Raw genomic sequence first — 17,254 nt, forward strand, 5'->3', positions numbered from 1 at the left:
TGCGTTAGTAGTAAACAGGTTGTTTGGCAGCGGGCTGCGCTGTTTTCTTCGCGTTTTTAAGGCTGAACACCACGGTGAGGCCGGGCATATTCAGGGTGGGGTTGTAGGTAGGCTGTACATGCATACTCAGGTCGTTGCTCACATCAAAATCTTTCAGGTGACCGAATACAGTTGCATCCACTACGTTAATGCCCCAGAGAATAAAAAACCACAGCACAGAAAAATCCCTGTCCTGCCTGAATTGGTTGCGGTAGCCCTGCAGGGTTCTGGCATCATAGGGCTCCCTGGGGTTGCTGCCTTTGTAAAACAGCCTGGGGTCTATTTCGCTGTAGTGCGAGGTATCGGGCGTTGAAAGCGGTGTGCCATCGGGCGCAAAGCCAGACTGGTACACGATGTTATAAGCTTTTTTAGTGCGTTTATACCAGGCATTGTTGTAAAAGAAAGTTACCGCAGGAATGGCCAGTGCACCGTAAACAATGGGAATTTTCCAGTATTCACGGTTATAAGCCTGGCCCCAGCCTGGTATAATGGCACTGCGTATGGTAGCCTTGCGCGGATCGTGTTTCTTTTTAAACACGATACTGTCTTTATGCGGAGCTGCCGTTTTAAGGGTGTCACCTTTAACAGGCGCCGGTGCTGCCTGATGCGTGGAATCGGTATGAAGCAGGGATTTTTCTGCCAGCTTTTGTTTGTCCTGTGCGCGCACGGATAACACACCGGCAGTTCCCAGCAATAATAATATCAGGTATTTCACTTGCATGCATGCTTTAGCTCGCCTGTACATTCATTTGTTCCAGCAATTTGTTCAGTTCCTGGAGCGAATAGTATTCGATGGTGATGCTACCGTAACCTTTTTTGTTATGAGCCAGTTTCACTTTGGTAGCAAAATGCGATGCTAAGTTATCCTCAATGCGTTTATACGCAGGTGGTATATCGTTTTTTGCAGCAACTTTAACTTCACCCTTTTCGTTCTTGAAGAGGTTGCGCACCAGGTCTTCCGTTTGGCGAACGCTGAGGCCTTTGTTCTTGATTTCATTGTACACAAACAGCTGTCTGTCGATGGTGTCAATGTTTACCAGTGCACGCGCATGCCCCATGCTGATGGCATTGCTGCGTACTGCGAGCTGAATATCGGGTGGCAGTTTCAGCAGGCGGATGTAGTTGGTAACCGTGCTGCGTTCTTTACCCATACGTTCGGCTACCTGCTCCTGTGTGTAGGAGAGTTCATCCATCATGCGTTTGTAGCTGAGGCCAATTTCAATGGCGTTCAGGTCTTCACGCTGTAAGTTTTCCAGCAACGCCAGTTCCAGCAATTCCTGGTCGTTGGCCTGGCGCACATACACCGGCACATCTTTCAATCCTGCGATCTTGGATGCGCGGAAACGGCGCTCACCGGCAATCAGCTGGAATTTGCCGCTGGCCATTTTGCTCACCGTGAGCGGCTGAATAATATCGTGCAGTTTGATAGAAGCTGCCAGCTCATTCAAAGCTGTTTCGTCAAAATCCCTTCTCGGGTTTTTGGGATTTATTTCTATCTGGTCAATCGCTATGCGCGTAGTGCCTGTAGCCTGTTCAACCACATTACTCTTCAGGTTGCCGGTTGCTGTTTTTAAATCAGAATCGATGTTCTGTAACAGCGAGCGGATACCTTTTCCCAGCGCTTCTTTGTTGTTTTGTTGTTTAGGCGTACTCATGTTTTGTTGCATGTTACAAGTTACAAGTTTCGTGTTGCAGGGTGGCAGATAGTAATGTTGCAGGCCTGCAACACTATAGCTGTAACCTTAACTATTCTTCGTCTATGTTCAGAATTCTTTCTTCGTTGGTCATTTTGGTTAAGCCGTTTTTCTGCAGCACTTCTTTAGCCAGGTTCAGGTAATTCACTGTTCCCTTGCTTTCTGCATCAAACAAAATAACCGGCTTGCCCACGCTCGGTGCTTCACTCAGGCGGGTATTGCGGTGAATAATGGTGCTGAACACCAGTTCATCAAAATGCCTGCGCACTTCGCTTACCACCTGGTTACACAAACGAAGGCGGCCATCGTACATGGTCATTAAAATACCTTCAATCTGCAATTCAGTGTTTAAACGGCTTTGTACAATCTTAATGGTGTTTAACAGTTTACCCAAACCTTCCAGGGCAAAAAACTCGCACTGCACCGGCACCATTACACTGTTGGCTGCAACCAGCGCATTAACAGTAATAAGGCCCAGTGAAGGGGAGCAGTCAATCACAATAAAATCGTACTTGTCTTTTACGGGGTCGAGTATGCCCTTCATCACCATCTCCCTGTTGGGATAGTTGATCATTTCAATTTCGGCACCTACCAGGTCAATGTGGGAAGGGATGATGTCGAGATTGGGGATATCACTTTTTAGTATCACTTCTTCAGCAGAAGCGTTGTTCACCATGCAATCGTACAGGCTGCTGGTAATATTATGCAGGTCAAACCCCACACCGGTGGTGCTGTTGGCCTGCGGATCGGCATCGACCAGCAAAGTTTTGTATTCGAGCACTGCAAAACTTGCTGCCAGGTTGATCGCTGTTGTGGTTTTACCAACGCCGCCCTTCTGATTTGCTATACCAATGATTCTGCCCATGTATGGATGTTAATTAAATATCAATTGTTTCGCCAACGCCCGGTAATATCAGTGTTTTTCCAGCAGCAGCAAAATCTGCTTTTGCTTTTTCCACATCAATGCCGATAATACCCCAGGTATTGTAATGAATGCCTACCACTTTGCCGCATTTTACAAAATCTGCCGCAATAATGGCTTCACCCGCATCCATGGTGAAGTTGCCGCCGATAGGCATTACAGAAAAATCAAGCTTCGCCCACAAAGGTATCAGCTGCATATCCATGGTCAATGCCGTATCGCCCGAAATGTAAAAACTGTTTTCATCCGTCACAAATACAAAACCCATGGGGTTGCCTGCATACCTGCCATCGTTGAACGAAGAAGAGTGAATGGCATTTACGCCCTTTACTTTTCCGAATTCAAAGCTGATAAATGCACCATGGTTCATCGGATGCACTTTTTCCACGCCCTGTGTTTGCAGCCAGTCGGTAATTTCAATCGCTGCCACCACCGTAGCCCCCGTGTGTTTGGCTATCGCTACCAGGTCGCTGGTATGATCGCCATGACCATGTGTTACAAAAATGTAGTCTGCCGCAATATCATTGATGTCAATTCCTTCCGCCAAAGGGTTGCCCGAGAAGAAGGGATCAAACAATATCTTTTTCCCTTTTAATTCTATCGCCATCGTAGCATGTCCGTAAAACGTCAGTTTCATAATTTATATTTTTACATGGTCCTTCCAAGGGGCGACAAAAATAATTTTTAAGCGTCATTTTACCGAATCAATATTCTGCTTTTGGCATTTTGGCACCATTTATTTTCAAAATTGGCTATGCTTTACCTTTTGTTTGTCAAATTGTACGGTATTTTGTAGAAATTTTTTAAGTCAATGAGAAATGGAAGCCGCCTTTGGGTGGTTGTGCTGGTGATGTTGCTGCTGGACTGGTACATTTTTACCGCCATCCGCCATCTTTCGCAGGCCGCAGCCGAACGTACAAAATTCATCATTTACATCAGTTACTGGACTGTTTCCGCAGCAGCCATCATCTCCGTGCTTATTTTCCCGTACACGGAAAACCTGCATATTTCCCGGTTTGCTAGGGGGTACATTTTTACCATTATTATCGGCCTGCTGTTTGCCAAAATCATTGCATCGGCCTTTTTGCTGATCGATGACCTGCGCCGCGGCGGCATGTGGATCATGGGCAGACTGATACCGGCTACTACCGGCGCCGATTATGCTACCACCGGCACACCCGGCATCAGCCGCAACCTGTTTCTGAGCTACCTGGGCCTGGGACTGGGTACCGGCCTGTTCGGCGCCCTGTTGTATGGGTTCACCAATAAATACAGTTACCGCGTACGCAATATTAAAATACCGTTCCCTAACCTGCCCGAAGCATTCCGCGGACTAAGAATTGTACAGCTGAGCGATATCCATAGCGGCAGTTTTCAAAACAAGGAAGCTGTAAACCACGGGGTAAACATGGTGCTGGCGCAAAAGCCTGATATCGTGTTTTTTACCGGAGACCTGGTGAACGACCGCGCCAGCGAAATGGACGACTACCTTGATGTATTTAACCGGGTGAAAGCGCCGATGGGTGTATTCAGCACCCTCGGCAACCACGATTACGGTGATTACGTTGAATGGCCCTCCGAAGCGGCCAAGACCGCCAACCTGGAGCAGCTGAAACAGGTGCACGCAAAACTGGGCTGGCGCCTGCTGATGAACGAGCATGTGTTGCTGGAGCGCAACGGCCAGCAAATAGCCCTGATCGGCATCGAAAACTGGGGCATGCGCATCGGCTTTCCCAAGCACGGCCGTATGGATCTCGCTTATCCGGGCACAGAACATATTCCCTTTAAAATTCTCCTGAGCCACGATCCCAGCCACTGGGATGCAGAAGTGCGCCCCCAATACCCCGATGTAGACCTTACCCTTGCCGGTCATACCCATGGCATGCAGTTTGGTGTGGAGCTACCGCATTTTAAATGGAGCCCCATTAAATGGATTTACAAGGAATGGGCAGGATTATACACCGAAGGCAAACAAAAACTATACGTCAACCGCGGGTTCGGTTTCCTCGGCTACCCGGGAAGGGTTGGCATTTTGCCAGAAATCACCGTGATCGAATTGGCGTGAATCGTGCGTAGTCAGTGGTGAGTGGAAGAGCCATCGGGAATCGAGAATCGACAGTCGGGATGATCGAAGCGAATGTTGCCGGTGAGGACACCGGCAACGGCGGCTGTTTTATTCACTATTCACTATTGCCTATTGCCTATTCACTATTCACCACCTCACTTCCACCTTCACCCCGTCAGCATCGTTTACAAACCGCAGCAACAGTGTATGCGAAGCTGCATCCCATTCATGTGTAGAGGCAACGCTTGTACCCGCAGCATTGGTTACGGTTACCTCTTTCGCTTCTGCAGGTAACTGGATACGCATTACATTATTGGTTCCTGTAGGGCTTTTGGCAACAAAAGCATAGCTGCCCCTGCCGGTTTTTTCTTCATACACCCTGCATGCAGAAGCCAGTACAGCCGGGCCTTTGGCTGCATTGCGTGTTTGCACATCGTATAAAAAAGCCTGTGTGTTGGGCTGGATGTTTTTTTGTTCCACTACCGGAAGTGCAGGGTCAAACAGGTCAATAAAACGGCCGTGCAGGGTAAGGGAGCTATCCTGTGCGGTTTCGTCCATTACAGCAGCAATCACATAAGGACCACGGCGCAGCACGAAGTTGTTTTTGTATTGCAGTGTGTGGTGCTGCGTGCGTTGAACAGCTGTATTTGCTGTAGTAAGTAATATGTTGTCGGCGCCGGGCGTTAACACCAGTTCTTTGGGATCTTTTCGCACCAGGTATACATGCCCTTTGCCATAGCTATAACTTGCAACAGAATCGTTGCCTGGCTTTACCTGCAGCTGTTGAAACAGGTGCTGTGATGGCGCGGTATAATGGTTGTCGCCCGTATTCCACCATTCCCTTACCTGCTGAAAGGGATCGTTGTCTCTGCCAAAGTAAATAAGCTCACCGCCATTTTTTACCCATTGCGCCAGCTGCACATTTACATCCGGGGAAAGTGGTTTCATGTTGGCATAACTCATTACCAGCACCTGTATGTGTTGCAATGTGGCGGCATAACCCAGGTTTTCCATATGTACAGTTTCTACCGGCACGCCTTTTTTCAGCAACGGCAGTATCATACCATAAAAGTTAGACAGCTGCGGGTCCTGGTAATTGTCGTGTGCCGGGAAACGCTGGAACATCATTGAATTGCCTGCCAGCACGCCAATACCTTTGGTGCCGTTGAGCGTGTTGCCCGAGGCAGGCATGGTGTTCAGCGCATTCACCATCACCTGCATTTGCGTGGCATAGTCGGGCGATATGGGCTGTGGTTGCGGGTTGTTCTCCAGCTTGAATTTGCCAAGGTAAATACGGTTGGGCCAGGGCATTACTTCAAAATGTGTTACTTCCGGGTACAACAGTTCTGCCGTAAAGGTGGCTTCATAATTTTTGCGGTAATCATCCCAGGTGCGCGGCCAGTCTTCAATGGGATCGGTTAAGAAGTATACCCTGCGTTTGGTGGGGGCAGTCATCGATAACATTGAACCGTATTCCAGGAAAGCGGTTTCAAACACACGCTCTTTTTTAATGCCGTTGTAGTAGTTCGGCTCACGCGCAGTGCCGGTCCATACCTGGGCAATATACCCGTCCATGCCTTGCAGGGAGGCAAGACTAGCTTCAGGACTTACGATTTGCCATGATGAATAATTGAGCAGCGAGTGTGTAGGCACATAACAATGCACAGGCTTGTGCAGGCTATCGCCATATTTTTTTGCATCGCTGAATATCTCTTTCAGCGCCTTGAAATACAGGTGGTATTTGAGTTTGGAAGAAAGATACGTAGCCTCCGGTGATTCATGCTGCGGCATCCAGGCAAAGCCGTAATACTTTTGCCATTCGCTTTTAAAAGCACTGCTGTAACCGGCCCTTGCCCAAAATTCAGGCTCTTCCAAATAAATGGTGGTAATACCTGCATCAATGGCACGGCGTACCAGGTGTTTAAAGTAAGCGATATAACTGTCTGTTGGCACTACATAGGGAATCTCTTTGCCATGGCCAATTACATCACCATTGCGTTGGGTCTGACTTTCTTCCCAATGCGTTTTGCCATCGTACTGGCCGCGAAAATAATCCTTGTATTCACCCCAGGCCACGCCTGTCATAAACTGTACATTGTAGCCGCGCTCGCGGTAGCCGGCAACACGCTGTTCAAAAGTGCTGTCCATGCCATACACCATCGCAATATCACTGCGTACATCATAGGCTGCACGCCACGGGGCGCTGGCCTGGAAAGAAGTTTTCTCCGGTAACTGTGCATGCGCCGCAGTGGCAGCGAACATACCGGCAGCGGCAAAGCAATACCACAGGTGGTTTTTCATACTTGCTGAGTTAATGGTTCCTTGTTATCTTTTTTCAATTAAACGGGCAATACCAAAAGCAGTGGCAGCAGCTGCTGCGCCAATCAGCATTACTTTCAGCGCACCCATAATGGGTGGTACGCCGGTGAGTTTGCTTTTAAAATAACCGAATACAAACAGGCAGATGAGGGTAACAACACACGAAATGTATAAACCGGTGTATACCTCATCCGTAAAAAAGTAGGGGGTAAGCGGCACCAGTCCGCCCACGATGTACGATACGCCGATATTAAAAGCGCTTCTGCGTGCGCGCAATGGGTCGGGCTTATCAAGGCCAAGCTCGTGCTTCATCATAAAATTTACCCAGCGGTCTTTGTCTTTCACAATCTCCGCTACGGCTTTATCCTGCACCTCACGGCTCAATCCCCATTCACTGAAAAACTGGCGCACCTCGGCTTCTTCAGCATCGCGCATATGCTCTACTTCGTAGTATTCGCGTTTCAGTTCTGCATTGTAATGGTCGGCTTCTGTTTTGCCTGCAAGGTAACCGCCCAGCCCCATGGCAATAGCGCCTGCAGCAATTTCGGCCATGCCTGCAAGTATTACCAGGTTGGTATTGCTAACGGCGCCGCTTAAACCTGCGGCCAATGCAAAGGGAACGGTAAGTCCATCGCTCATGCCTATCACAATATCTTTCAGTAAATCACTGCTGGCAAGATGGGCTTCGGTGTGTGGATGCGTTTGTGTGTGGCTCATAGTTATGGGCCATGAAATTACGGAATGATGCGGGCTGTAAAAAACAAAAGCCCCGGCTTAGCCGGGGCCTTGTTAAATGTTGTATCCGCAAATTAAAACGCAAAGCGGAATGCAAGCCCTGCGTATAAGCTGAAATCAGAATCAGGAGTAAGTGTGAAAGTGGGGTTCAGATCAAACGCTACATCAATAGGAGCGCCTGCGAATTTGTAGTCCAAACCAATAGCACCTTTTAATGCAAATGCTACATCGCTGTGGCCGTGGAAGCTGTAAAAGCCCAGCTGTGCACCAGGACCAGCATACCATTTAAGACCAGGAGCGTTGTTGATATCGCCCTGCCATTCGTACAGGCCTTCCAGCATTACGTAGTGGCTTTTAAAATAGATACCACCTTCTACGGCGTTGGCTGAGCTCAGGTTGTGGCGTACATTGATACCGCCGATAGAGCCGTCACCGAAATAGCCTTTAATACCCACAGACGTGTTGTAGCTTGACCCATTGGCCTGTGCATTTACTTTGTTTACGCTCATCACGGCGCAAGTCAGAATCAGGATTGTGATGATTTTTTTCATGGTTTTATACAGTTTTGCTCGGCGCAAAGAAACCAAAAAGTTTGCCATTTTCTTCATTTGTTATAAATAAACGCTTCGTCAATAGTTAGTTAGAAGCAGGCTCACCGTTACGGCTACTTTGCACATTTGTTAGTTGTCAGGGCCAAAAACGCCGATTAAGGAATATTATTGTGGAAGGAAGGGCGAAGAAGTTTCCACAATTCCAGCCCGGCAACTGCATTACCGGAATAGTTATGCACAAAAAGGAAGCGCCAGTGACAACAAGCCCATTCATTATAAAAATAAAAGAGCGCCCCGCGCTCTTTTATTTTATTCACTATTGACTATTGACTATTCACTGGTTTCGGTTACTCACCACTCACCACTCACGACTGACAATTCACGCTTCCTCCCCCAATCCCTCCAGCGCCTTCCAGATAATCCCCACACACTCCCTGATCTGCGCAGCAGTTATATTCAGCGGCGGTGCAAAACGTATTTTGTCGCCATGGGTGGGTTTGGCCAATAGCCCCAGGTCTTTTAGGTCAAGACAGAATTTCCACGATGCTTCGGGATCAGGGTGACTGATCACAATCGCATTCAGCAGCCCCTTGCCGCGGATAGTGGTGATATAGGGCGATTGCAGTGCAGCCAGCTCCTGCCGCAGCAGGATGCCCATCTGGTGGGCATTCTCCGCCATGTTTTCGTCTGTGAGTACCTTTAGCGCCTCCATGGCCACCGCACAGGCCAGCGGGTTGCCACCGTAAGTGCTGCCATGTTCACCGGGCTTAATGTTCAGCATCACCACATCATCTGCCAGCACGGCAGATACAGGCAGCAGGCCGCCGCTCAGCGCCTTACCCAGTATTAATATATCCGGACGAACATTCTCATGGTCACAGGCCAGCATTTTGCCCGTGCGCGCCAGCCCGGTCTGAATTTCATCAGCAATAAACAACACATTATTGGCCGTGCACAATTCACGTACGGCGGTGAGATAACCCTCGTCAGGCACCACTACACCGGCTTCACCCTGGATGGGTTCTACCATAAAAGCGGCCACATTTTTATCCTCCAGCGCTTTGGCCAGGGCAGGTATGTTATTATAAGGCACCAGCTCAAACCCGGGCATGTACGGACCAAATCCCCGGTAGCTGCTCGGGTCGGTTGAAGAGGAAACGGCGGCCAGTGTGCGGCCCCAGAAATTGCCTTCAGCAAAAACAATCTTCGCCTGGTTCTCCGGAACGCCCTTTTGCTCATACGCCCAGCGGCGTGCCAGCTTAATGGCGGTTTCGCCACCTTCCACCCCTGTGTTCATGGGCAAAACCTTATCGTAACCAAATAGTTGTGTGATAAACTGTGCATATTCGCCCAGCAGGTTACTGTGAAATGCGCGGGAGGTAAGGGTTAGTTTCTGCGCCTGGTTTACCAGGGCCTGTACAATACGGGGGTGACAATGTCCCTGGTTTACCGCCGAATAGCCGCTCAGGAAATCGTAATATCTTTTGCCTTCCACATCCCAGAGAAAAACGCCCTGTCCTTTTTCAAGTACAACAGGCAGGGGATGATAGTTATGGGCACCATAAGTTTCTTCCAGGTGCAGGTAATGGCTGGTTTGCTCAAACAGCGTTTGCGTTAACATAGTGTAATCGATAAAAGTGGTGTACAAATGCGGGAATACAATGCATGGCATGCCCGGGAACCTGTTCCCTGCATACAAAAAAGGTAAGGATAACTGCTAACAGCAGTGGTGATCGAGGAAATCTAAATTAAGCTGGAGAAAATGCATTTGTATCAGTATTGCCTGCAAGATAGGCAATTATCCCGGTAGCCGTGAATCAATGTGGGTTAGTTTAACCTATGAGTGTTGAATGATGGTTTAACGTTTGAAGTTTAAAGTTGGAGCTCCTTTGAAGAGCGATAACCTGGCAGGGGGAGAGATCCCTGGAAATGCTTGTGAGTTTTATCCTCCGGTTACGCCGGGATCTCCATCCACTATGATCCCTCGCGAAAAAAGCTCGTAGCCCGCCGCTCGAAACTCGCAACACTGGCTCAAATGCTACTGTTTGTTAGTTTTATAGGTGAATTTTAGCCCAAACGAGCAGATTTTCATGACTTTTCAACAGGTTATCCCGATATTTGCAGCCGGCAAAAGTATTTTGCAAATAAACCATCTTTTGTTTTGGTAATTCAATGCTTTTAACGACCTTTGCCGTCCCGAAAAAATTCCAGTCATGGCTAGAGTATGTCAGGTTACAGGTAAAAAACCGATTGGCGGTCATTATGTTTCTCACTCGAACATTAAGACAAAACGCCGCTTTTTACCAAATTTACAGACCAAACGTTTTTTCTTTGCTGAAGAAGACCGTTGGGTAACATTGAAAGTGAGTGCAGAAGCGATCAGAACCATTAATAAGAATGGTTTGGCTACTGTTATTAAGGAAATGAGAGCTCAGGGAGCTAAAGTTTAACCCTTTGCGTTTGCAAGAGGGCATTAGTTAAATTTATAAAATTGCTTATACAATGGCAAAGAAAGGCAACAGAGTTCAGGTAATCCTGGAGTGTACTGAGCACAAGACCACAGGTCTTCCCGGTACAAGCCGTTACATTACCGTTAAGAACAAAAAGAATACTCCTGAGCGTCTGGAGTTGAAAAAGTTTAACCCCATTCTGAAAAAAGTAACTGTTCATAAAGAAATTAAATAGTCATGGCAAAAGCAGCTTCTAAGAACGCTAAAATTAAAGATGCCAAGGCTTCAGCTGAAGCTAAAAACTGGACCAAAGTGATTAAGGCTGTTCGCAGTCCGAAAACCGGTGCATATACCTTTAAAGAGGCTATCGTGCACAAAGAGAAAATCAAAGATTTTTTGGCTGAGAAATAACCGGTCCGATGCGTAGCATACTTTATTGAAAGCTGTCCTGATAAACATTGGGACAGCTTTTCCTGTTTACACTATTTTACCACATGCATAACAGGTACATGTTGCCTGTTTTCTAACTTAACATGCTCCTATGAGTTTTTTAGGAAAGTTATTCGGACGGAAAGAAAAAGAAAGTCTTGACCAGGGTTTGCAGAAGACCAAGGAAGGCTTCCTGTCTAAAATAACCAAGGCCATTGCCGGCAAAAGTACAGTAGACGAAGAAGTGCTCGATAACCTGGAAGATGCGCTGGTGGGTGCGGATGTGGGTATTGATACCACCATCCAGATCATCAAACGCATTGAAGCCAGGGTAAGCAGGGATAAATACCTCGGCAGCGGCGAACTCAACCGCATCCTGCAGGAAGAAATTCAGCAGGTGCTGGTAGATGCGCCCGAACAATCGTACCGCAACTTTGAAACACCGGCAGGCATAAAACCCTATGTAATTCTCGTAGTAGGGGTAAATGGCGTAGGTAAAACCACTACCATCGGCAAACTCGCCCACAACTATAAAAAAGCAGGCCACGAGGTAATACTCGGCGCCGCAGATACCTTCAGGGCTGCTGCGGTAGATCAGCTCACCATCTGGAGCGAAAGGGTAGGCGTTCCCATTGTTAAACAGGCCATGGGCAGCGACCCCAGCGCCGTAGCTTTCGATACTGTGCAAAGCGCCGTAGCCAAAAACGCAGGCGTGGTCATTATCGATACCGCAGGCCGCCTCCACAACAAGGCCCATTTAATGGAAGAACTGGGCAAAATAAAACGTGTGATCCGCAAAGTGATACCCGATGCCCCGCACGAGGTATTGCTGGTGCTCGATGGCTCTACCGGGCAGAATGCGCTGGAACAGGCCCGCCAGTTCACCGCCGCTACAGATGTAAGCGCACTGGCCATTACCAAGCTCGATGGTACCGCAAAAGGCGGCGTGGTGCTGGCTATTGCCAACCAGTTGAAAATACCCGTTAAGTACATCGGTGTGGGTGAAAAAATGGAAGACCTGCTGATATTTGATAAACACGAATTTGTAGACAGTTTGTTTAAAGCAGACTAGGTACAGACCCGCTGATATATAACAACAATTTGTAACCGTTGCTGCAAGGTTATGCCCCGCATGCCATTGCAGTAGCGGATTTTTTTTATAACTTGTAGCCACTTTACCGGCCCGTACTCAACCTTTTACTGAGCGTGGTGTTATACCTTATTCCCATAAAACACCAGCTCATTAACCCAAGTTTTAACCACCTAAACCGTGTGAACATGAGGAGGCCATCACTTCTTTTTTTACTGCTATTAACAGCCGGATTGGCTGATTCATACCTGTCTGCTGGCCAGCCGGCTATTGAAAATAAAACGCCTGTTGCGGAATCGAAAATGGCTGAAAGTAAACTCGTTACAGAGAATATCATCAATAAATATGCAGAGCAAATTACCTTAACAGGCGATCAGCGCAGCGCCTTTACCGAAATACTTGCAGGCTATATTGAAGAAAAACAGAAGATACTTCCTTTACTTGAATCAAACAGAATAGATTACGACGCCAAACAATCCAGTTACTTTAATACCCTGCGCCTGAAACTCAGCAACATCCTGCTCAAAACACAATTAAAGAAGTTTATGCAGCTAAAACCCAGGGTAGCTGATTTTGAATCCAATCTGTATTATATCTATTATTAGATGGTTATATGGTTCGATGGCTTTGATGGTTGACATTCCTTCGCCGGCAAGGTGTCCTCACCGCAGCCATCAAACAATCAGGCCATCCCACCATCTAACCGATCTTTAACTACCGTAATCCTCCCCGAATGCTTACCTTTGCGCCTCAATTATGAAGGCAAGAACATTACAGAAAGACAGAGTTAACATCATTACATTGGGTTGCAGTAAAAACCTGGTTGACAGTGAAGTGCTGAGCGGTCAGCTGGCTGCCAATGAAATTGATGTGGTGCACGAAAGCGGCAAACTCGATCACAATATCGTGGTGGTAAACACCTGTGGATTTATAGATAAGGCAAAGGAAGAAAGCATCAATACCATTCTTGACCAGGTAGAACTGAAAAAGAAAGGCAGGCTGGATAAAGTATATGTGACCGGTTGTTTGAGTGAACGCTACCGCGGCGACCTGGAAGCAGAGATCCCTGAAGTGGATGCCTGGTTCGGTACCCTTGAACTGCCCCTGATTCTGAAACAGTTTGATGCCGACTACAAAACTGAACTGCTTGGTGAACGCATGCTGAGCACCCCAAAACATTACGCCTACCTGAAAATATCGGAAGGTTGCAACCGTACCTGTTCGTTCTGCGCCATTCCGCTGATGCGTGGCCAGCATGTTAGCCGTACCATGGAATCGCTGGTGGAAGAAGCAGAATCGCTTGTAAAAAAAGGTGTGAAGGAAGTAATGCTGATTGCACAGGAGCTTACCTATTACGGCCTCGATCTCTACAAAAAAAGAATGCTGGCCGAACTGCTCGAACGCCTGGCAGCCGTAAAAGGGCTGGAATGGATTCGCCTGCACTATGCTTACCCCAACAAATTCCCCATGGAAGTGCTGGAAGTAATGCGCAAACACCCCAACATTTGTAACTATCTGGATATGCCTTTGCAGCATGCCAGTGACAATATGCTCAAGGCAATGAAACGCCAGAGCACCCGCACCGAGATTGAACAGCTGGTTGCAGATATCCGTGCTACCAATCCCGGTATTTGCCTGCGCACCACCCTCATCACCGGTTTCCCCGGCGAAACACGTGAAGATGTGGAAGAAGTAAAAGACTTTTTACAGAAAATGCGTTTCGACCGCGTAGGCATCTTCACCTACAGCCACGAAGAAGGCACCAGCGCACACGACCTCGCAGACGATATTCCTGCCGATGAAAAACAGGCCCGTGCGCAGGAAATCATGGAAGTGCAGCAGGAGATCAGCTATGAGAAAAACCTCGAGAAAGTAGGTAAGGTATTCAAGGTCATTATCGATAAAAAAGAAGCCGGCCGCTACCTGGGCAGAACCGAGTTTGACAGCGTGGAAGTAGACAATGAAGTAGTGATACAGTCATCCGGGAAACTCACCCCCGGCGACTTCGTGAACGTAAAAATCACCCGCGCCTACGATTACGACCTGGAAGGGGAAGTTGTGGAATAAGGGTTTGATGGCTGGATGGTTTGATAGCTTGATTGTTTGATGGCTGAATGGTTAAATGGCTGTATCAATTGTTCACTGCAATTGACGATTCACGAATAGGGCTCGCTAAGATCGTCTCGACTGGGAAACAGCGGCAAGCTGCAAGCTACGAGCTGCAAGCTTGTTTAATCATAAATCGCCTCCGGCGACAGTCTGATACCCGCCAAAATCACTCACGACTGACGACTGACGATTCAACGGCGTTTAGTTAAGCGTGATTGATATTTTTACCGCAAAGAACGCAAAGGGAAAACCCACAAAGTTCACAAAGAGGTTGTTAACTAAACGACATTGACTGACGATTCACGAATAAGGCTCGCTAAGATCGTCTCGACTGGGAAACAGCGGCAAGCTGCAAGCTACGAGCTGCAAGCTTGTTTAATCATAAATCGCCTCCGGCGACAGTCTGATACCCGCCAAAATCACTCACGACTGACGATTCACGAATAGGGCTCGCTAAGATCGTCTCGACTGGGAAACAGCGGCAAGCTGCAAGCTACGAGCTGCAAGCTTGTTTAATCATAAATCGCCTCCGGCGACAGTCTGATACCCGCCAAAATCAATCACGACTGACGATTCACGAATAGGGCTCGCTAAGATCGTCTCGACTGTCGATTCTCGATTCTCGACATCAGGCTCGCTAAGATCCTGTTACCCACACCGGCTGACGATTTACGGATGAACGGCTAAAAAGGCAATGCCGAATTGTGTAACTTGCCTAACTTATTATAGTGTTATGGAAGCCAAGCACACATATCTATCGTACGAAGAGACAGGCTATTATTCAAAGATTGTTATAGATTACCTGCAGCAGCATCCGCAACTGCAACCATTTTACCAGGATGCACCCACCCGCGAAGGCCTGGCCGAAGCGATGGCTGAACGGCGTAAATTCGCCGGTCACCGCGATACGCTGGTTGCCGCCCTGCACCAGCAATACGCCTCGCTGGAGGTAGCGCCTGCACTGGCTAACAACATCAACGCGCTGTTAAGCAACGATACTTTTACCATTACCACGGCACACCAGCCCAACATCTTTACCGGTCCGCTTTACTTTATTTATAAAATACTGCACACCATAAAACTGGCGGAGTTCTGCACAAAGGAATTCCCCGGTGCACGATTTGTGCCGGTGTATTACATGGGCAGTGAAGATGCTGACCTGGACGAGCTGGGCAGTATCACGCTGGATGGTAAAAAATACAATTGGCAAACCAAACAAACCGGTGCTGTTGGCCGCATGAAAGTAGACAAGGCTTTCCTGGCCCTGGTTACCGAAATGGAAGGCCAGCTGGGTATACTGCCGCATGCAGCAGAAATCATCGGGCTGTTTAAACAATATTATACTGCAGGCACCACCATTCAGCAGGCAACACTGGGTTTGGTGAATGCGCTGTTTGGTACATACGGACTGGTGGTGCTGGTACCTGACGAGCCCGCCCTGAAAGCGGTATTTAAACCCGTGATTAAAAGAGAACTGCTCGAAGGTTTTTCGCACAAAGAGGTGGCGGTTACCGTAGCCGAGCTGGAGAAAAACTATAAAGTGCAGGCCGCAGGGCGTGAGCTGAATTTGTTTTACCTCATCAACGACCGCCGCGAACGCATTGAACGAAACGGCGATCACTTTGAAGTAGTGGGCCTTAACCTGCGTTTTACAGCAGAAGAAATACTGGCTGAATTAGACCATCATCCCGGGCGGTTTAGCCCGAATGTGATACTGCGCGGTGTTTTCCAGGAAACGGTGTTACCGGGTATTGCCTTTATTGGTGGTGGTGGTGAGCTGGCTTACTGGCTTGAGCTGAAGCGGGTATTTGCAGCTGCAGGTGTACCTTACCCGGTGCTGGTATTGCGCAACTCATTTTTACTGGTGAACGGCAAATGGCAGGAGCAGTTGCAGAAACTGGGCATTACCGCTGCCGAAGCTTTTCAGCCGGAGCACGAGCTGATGAATACAATTGTACAGCAGCACGGGACGCAGAAAATTGGCCTGAATGGCGAGCTGGGCAAGGTAAAGGAGCTGTACCGGCAAATAAGCGAAACGGCTGGCGCGGTAGATGTGAGCCTGCAGCAACATGTGGCTGCATTGCAGACACGTGCGGTTCAAAAACTGGAAGAACTGGAGAAAAAGATGCTGCGGGCAGAGAAGCGTAAACACAGCACCACGCAAAGACAATTGTCACATCTGAAAGCCGCATTGTTCCCCAACGATAATTTACAGGAACGTGTAGAAAACATGGCCGGCGTATACGCCCTTTACGGGCAGGCGCTGCTGAATATGTTGCTGCAACAGTCACCTGCCCTTGAACAGGAGTTTGTAATCTTATTTATATAGAAGTTGTACCGCTGTCAAACTGGTTGGGCCATTCACCCGCCAGTTTGCCGGCTTTTTCTTTCACGGCCTGGTTCATGGCCATTTTGTAATCTTTCATTTTTTGTACCAGGGCAGGGTTGCCTGTGCCCAGTATCTGTACTGCCAGCAAACCGGCATTTTTTGCTGCATTGAGTGCTACAGTCGCTACCGGCACGCCATTGGGCATCTGCAGAATGCTTAACAAAGAATCCCAGCCATCAATTGAATTGGATGATTTTACCGGAACGCCGATCACGGGCAACGGTGTAACGGCAGCCACCATACCGGGCAAGTGCGCTGCACCGCCTGCACCGGCAATAATCACTTTTAAACCGCGGGCTACGGCTGTTTCTGCATATTGTATCATGCGCAGCGGTGTGCGGTGCGCCGATACAACGGTTAATTCAAACGGAATGGCAAATTCCTGCAATACATTGGCGGCATCCTGCATTACTTTCAAATCACTGTCGCTGCCCATGATAATACCTACTTGTGGTGACATGC

At 48.2% G+C, this 17,254-nt stretch carries 17 protein-coding genes; 8 read left to right on the plus strand and 9 right to left on the minus strand.

Going from position 1 to position 17,254, the window contains the following annotated elements; all coding sequences use genetic code 11:
- Positions 1 to 4 precede the first annotated feature (4 nt).
- The 4 genes from DXN05_RS09080 to DXN05_RS09095 form a co-directional block, all read right to left on the minus strand.
- Complete coding sequence (locus tag DXN05_RS09080; protein WP_147313871.1) at positions 5 to 754, minus strand: DUF5683 domain-containing protein; 750 nt, start codon at positions 752 to 754, stop codon at positions 5 to 7.
- A 13-nt stretch (positions 755 to 767) separates the two neighbouring features.
- Positions 768 to 1,694, minus strand: a complete 927-nt coding sequence (locus DXN05_RS09085; RefSeq protein ID WP_116846898.1) for a ParB/RepB/Spo0J family partition protein — start codon at positions 1,692 to 1,694, stop codon at positions 768 to 770.
- Positions 1,695 to 1,785: 91 nt separating this feature from the next.
- Positions 1,786 to 2,598 carry a ParA family protein gene (locus DXN05_RS09090; RefSeq protein ID WP_116846899.1) on the minus strand — a complete coding sequence of 271 codons (813 nt, stop codon included), beginning with the start codon at positions 2,596 to 2,598 and terminating at the stop codon, positions 1,786 to 1,788.
- A 13-nt stretch (positions 2,599 to 2,611) separates the two neighbouring features.
- On the minus strand, positions 2,612 to 3,292 hold the full coding sequence (locus DXN05_RS09095; RefSeq protein ID WP_116846900.1) for a metal-dependent hydrolase: 681 nt from the start codon (positions 3,290 to 3,292) through the stop codon (positions 2,612 to 2,614).
- A gap of 174 nt (positions 3,293 to 3,466) precedes the next feature.
- Here DXN05_RS09095 and DXN05_RS09100 point away from each other — a divergent pair, with 174 nt between their 5' ends.
- Complete coding sequence (locus DXN05_RS09100) at positions 3,467 to 4,720, plus strand: metallophosphoesterase (protein WP_116846901.1); 1,254 nt, start codon at positions 3,467 to 3,469, stop codon at positions 4,718 to 4,720.
- A gap of 147 nt (positions 4,721 to 4,867) precedes the next feature.
- Here DXN05_RS09100 and DXN05_RS09105 read toward each other — a convergent pair whose 3' ends face one another.
- From DXN05_RS09105 to rocD, 4 genes are all read right to left on the minus strand, one after another.
- Complete coding sequence (locus DXN05_RS09105) at positions 4,868 to 7,021, minus strand: hypothetical protein (RefSeq protein WP_116846902.1); 2,154 nt, start codon at positions 7,019 to 7,021, stop codon at positions 4,868 to 4,870.
- A 24-nt stretch (positions 7,022 to 7,045) separates the two neighbouring features.
- Complete coding sequence (locus tag DXN05_RS09110) at positions 7,046 to 7,756, minus strand: VIT1/CCC1 transporter family protein (RefSeq protein WP_116846903.1); 711 nt, start codon at positions 7,754 to 7,756, stop codon at positions 7,046 to 7,048.
- A gap of 92 nt (positions 7,757 to 7,848) precedes the next feature.
- Positions 7,849 to 8,325, minus strand: a complete 477-nt coding sequence (locus tag DXN05_RS09115) for a hypothetical protein (protein ID WP_147313872.1) — start codon at positions 8,323 to 8,325, stop codon at positions 7,849 to 7,851.
- 379 nt (positions 8,326 to 8,704) lie between these two features.
- On the minus strand, positions 8,705 to 9,997 hold the full coding sequence (rocD, locus tag DXN05_RS09120; RefSeq protein ID WP_317125864.1) for an ornithine--oxo-acid transaminase: 1,293 nt from the start codon (positions 9,995 to 9,997) through the stop codon (positions 8,705 to 8,707).
- Positions 9,998 to 10,538: 541 nt separating this feature from the next.
- Between rocD and rpmB the strand changes: the two genes are divergently transcribed.
- The 7 genes from rpmB to bshC all read left to right on the plus strand — a co-directional run bounded on the left by rpmB (position 10,539) and on the right by bshC (position 16,732).
- Entirely contained in the window at positions 10,539 to 10,775 is a 237-nt protein-coding gene (gene rpmB, locus DXN05_RS09125; RefSeq protein ID WP_116846905.1) for a 50S ribosomal protein L28, read from the plus strand.
- A gap of 52 nt (positions 10,776 to 10,827) precedes the next feature.
- Positions 10,828 to 11,010, plus strand: coding sequence for a 50S ribosomal protein L33 (gene rpmG / locus DXN05_RS09130; RefSeq protein ID WP_116846906.1), 183 nt, complete (start codon positions 10,828 to 10,830; stop codon positions 11,008 to 11,010).
- 2 nt (positions 11,011 to 11,012) lie between these two features.
- Complete coding sequence (locus DXN05_RS09135) at positions 11,013 to 11,186, plus strand: DUF4295 family protein (protein ID WP_116846907.1); 174 nt, start codon at positions 11,013 to 11,015, stop codon at positions 11,184 to 11,186.
- Positions 11,187 to 11,316: 130 nt separating this feature from the next.
- Positions 11,317 to 12,276: a signal recognition particle-docking protein FtsY gene (gene ftsY, locus DXN05_RS09140; RefSeq protein WP_116846908.1), complete on the plus strand. Its 960-nt coding sequence runs from the start codon at positions 11,317 to 11,319 to the stop codon at positions 12,274 to 12,276.
- 206 nt (positions 12,277 to 12,482) lie between these two features.
- Positions 12,483 to 12,899, plus strand: a complete 417-nt coding sequence (locus tag DXN05_RS09145; protein ID WP_147313873.1) for a hypothetical protein — start codon at positions 12,483 to 12,485, stop codon at positions 12,897 to 12,899.
- A 151-nt stretch (positions 12,900 to 13,050) separates the two neighbouring features.
- The gene (gene rimO / locus DXN05_RS09150; RefSeq protein ID WP_116846910.1) at positions 13,051 to 14,361 is read left to right on the plus strand and encodes a 30S ribosomal protein S12 methylthiotransferase RimO; all 1,311 of its coding nucleotides are present in this window, start codon (positions 13,051 to 13,053) and stop codon (positions 14,359 to 14,361) included.
- Between the two features lie 775 nt (positions 14,362 to 15,136).
- Positions 15,137 to 16,732, plus strand: a complete 1,596-nt coding sequence (gene bshC / locus DXN05_RS09155) for a bacillithiol biosynthesis cysteine-adding enzyme BshC (RefSeq protein ID WP_116846911.1) — start codon at positions 15,137 to 15,139, stop codon at positions 16,730 to 16,732.
- Here bshC and purE read toward each other — a convergent pair.
- Positions 16,725 to 17,252, minus strand: a complete 528-nt coding sequence (gene purE, locus DXN05_RS09160; RefSeq protein WP_116846912.1) for a 5-(carboxyamino)imidazole ribonucleotide mutase — start codon at positions 17,250 to 17,252, stop codon at positions 16,725 to 16,727. The genes bshC and purE overlap by 8 nt on opposite strands.
- Positions 17,253 to 17,254: the final 2 nt, after the last annotated feature.

The sequence above is a fragment of the Deminuibacter soli genome (genome assembly GCF_003412455.1).
GTDB classification, from domain to species: domain Bacteria; phylum Bacteroidota; class Bacteroidia; order Chitinophagales; family Chitinophagaceae; genus Deminuibacter; species Deminuibacter soli.

Excerpts from the sequence above, each read along its gene's own strand:
- ftsY (WP_116846908.1), top strand. The coding sequence starts at position 11,317 with ATGAGTTTTTTAGGAAAGTTATTCGGACGGAAAGAAAAAGAAAGTCTT.
- rpmB (WP_116846905.1), top strand. The coding sequence starts at position 10,539 with ATGGCTAGAGTATGTCAGGTTACAGGTAAAAAACCGATTGGCGGTCAT.
- DXN05_RS09090 (WP_116846899.1), bottom strand. The coding sequence starts at position 2,598 with ATGGGCAGAATCATTGGTATAGCAAATCAGAAGGGCGGCGTTGGTAAA.
- DXN05_RS09135 (WP_116846907.1), top strand. The coding sequence starts at position 11,013 with ATGGCAAAAGCAGCTTCTAAGAACGCTAAAATTAAAGATGCCAAGGCT.
- DXN05_RS09095 (WP_116846900.1), bottom strand. The coding sequence starts at position 3,292 with ATGAAACTGACGTTTTACGGACATGCTACGATGGCGATAGAATTAAAA.
- bshC (WP_116846911.1), top strand. The coding sequence starts at position 15,137 with ATGGAAGCCAAGCACACATATCTATCGTACGAAGAGACAGGCTATTAT.
- DXN05_RS09115 (WP_147313872.1), bottom strand. The coding sequence starts at position 8,325 with ATGAAAAAAATCATCACAATCCTGATTCTGACTTGCGCCGTGATGAGC.
- DXN05_RS09110 (WP_116846903.1), bottom strand. The coding sequence starts at position 7,756 with ATGAGCCACACACAAACGCATCCACACACCGAAGCCCATCTTGCCAGC.
- purE (WP_116846912.1), bottom strand. The coding sequence starts at position 17,252 with ATGTCACCACAAGTAGGTATTATCATGGGCAGCGACAGTGATTTGAAA.
- DXN05_RS09145 (WP_147313873.1), top strand. The coding sequence starts at position 12,483 with ATGAGGAGGCCATCACTTCTTTTTTTACTGCTATTAACAGCCGGATTG.
- DXN05_RS09085 (WP_116846898.1), bottom strand. The coding sequence starts at position 1,694 with ATGAGTACGCCTAAACAACAAAACAACAAAGAAGCGCTGGGAAAAGGT.
- DXN05_RS09105 (WP_116846902.1), bottom strand. The coding sequence starts at position 7,021 with ATGAAAAACCACCTGTGGTATTGCTTTGCCGCTGCCGGTATGTTCGCT.
- rpmG (WP_116846906.1), top strand. The coding sequence starts at position 10,828 with ATGGCAAAGAAAGGCAACAGAGTTCAGGTAATCCTGGAGTGTACTGAG.
- rocD (WP_317125864.1), bottom strand. The coding sequence starts at position 9,997 with ATGCCATGCATTGTATTCCCGCATTTGTACACCACTTTTATCGATTAC.
- rimO (WP_116846910.1), top strand. The coding sequence starts at position 13,051 with ATGAAGGCAAGAACATTACAGAAAGACAGAGTTAACATCATTACATTG.
- DXN05_RS09100 (WP_116846901.1), top strand. The coding sequence starts at position 3,467 with ATGAGAAATGGAAGCCGCCTTTGGGTGGTTGTGCTGGTGATGTTGCTG.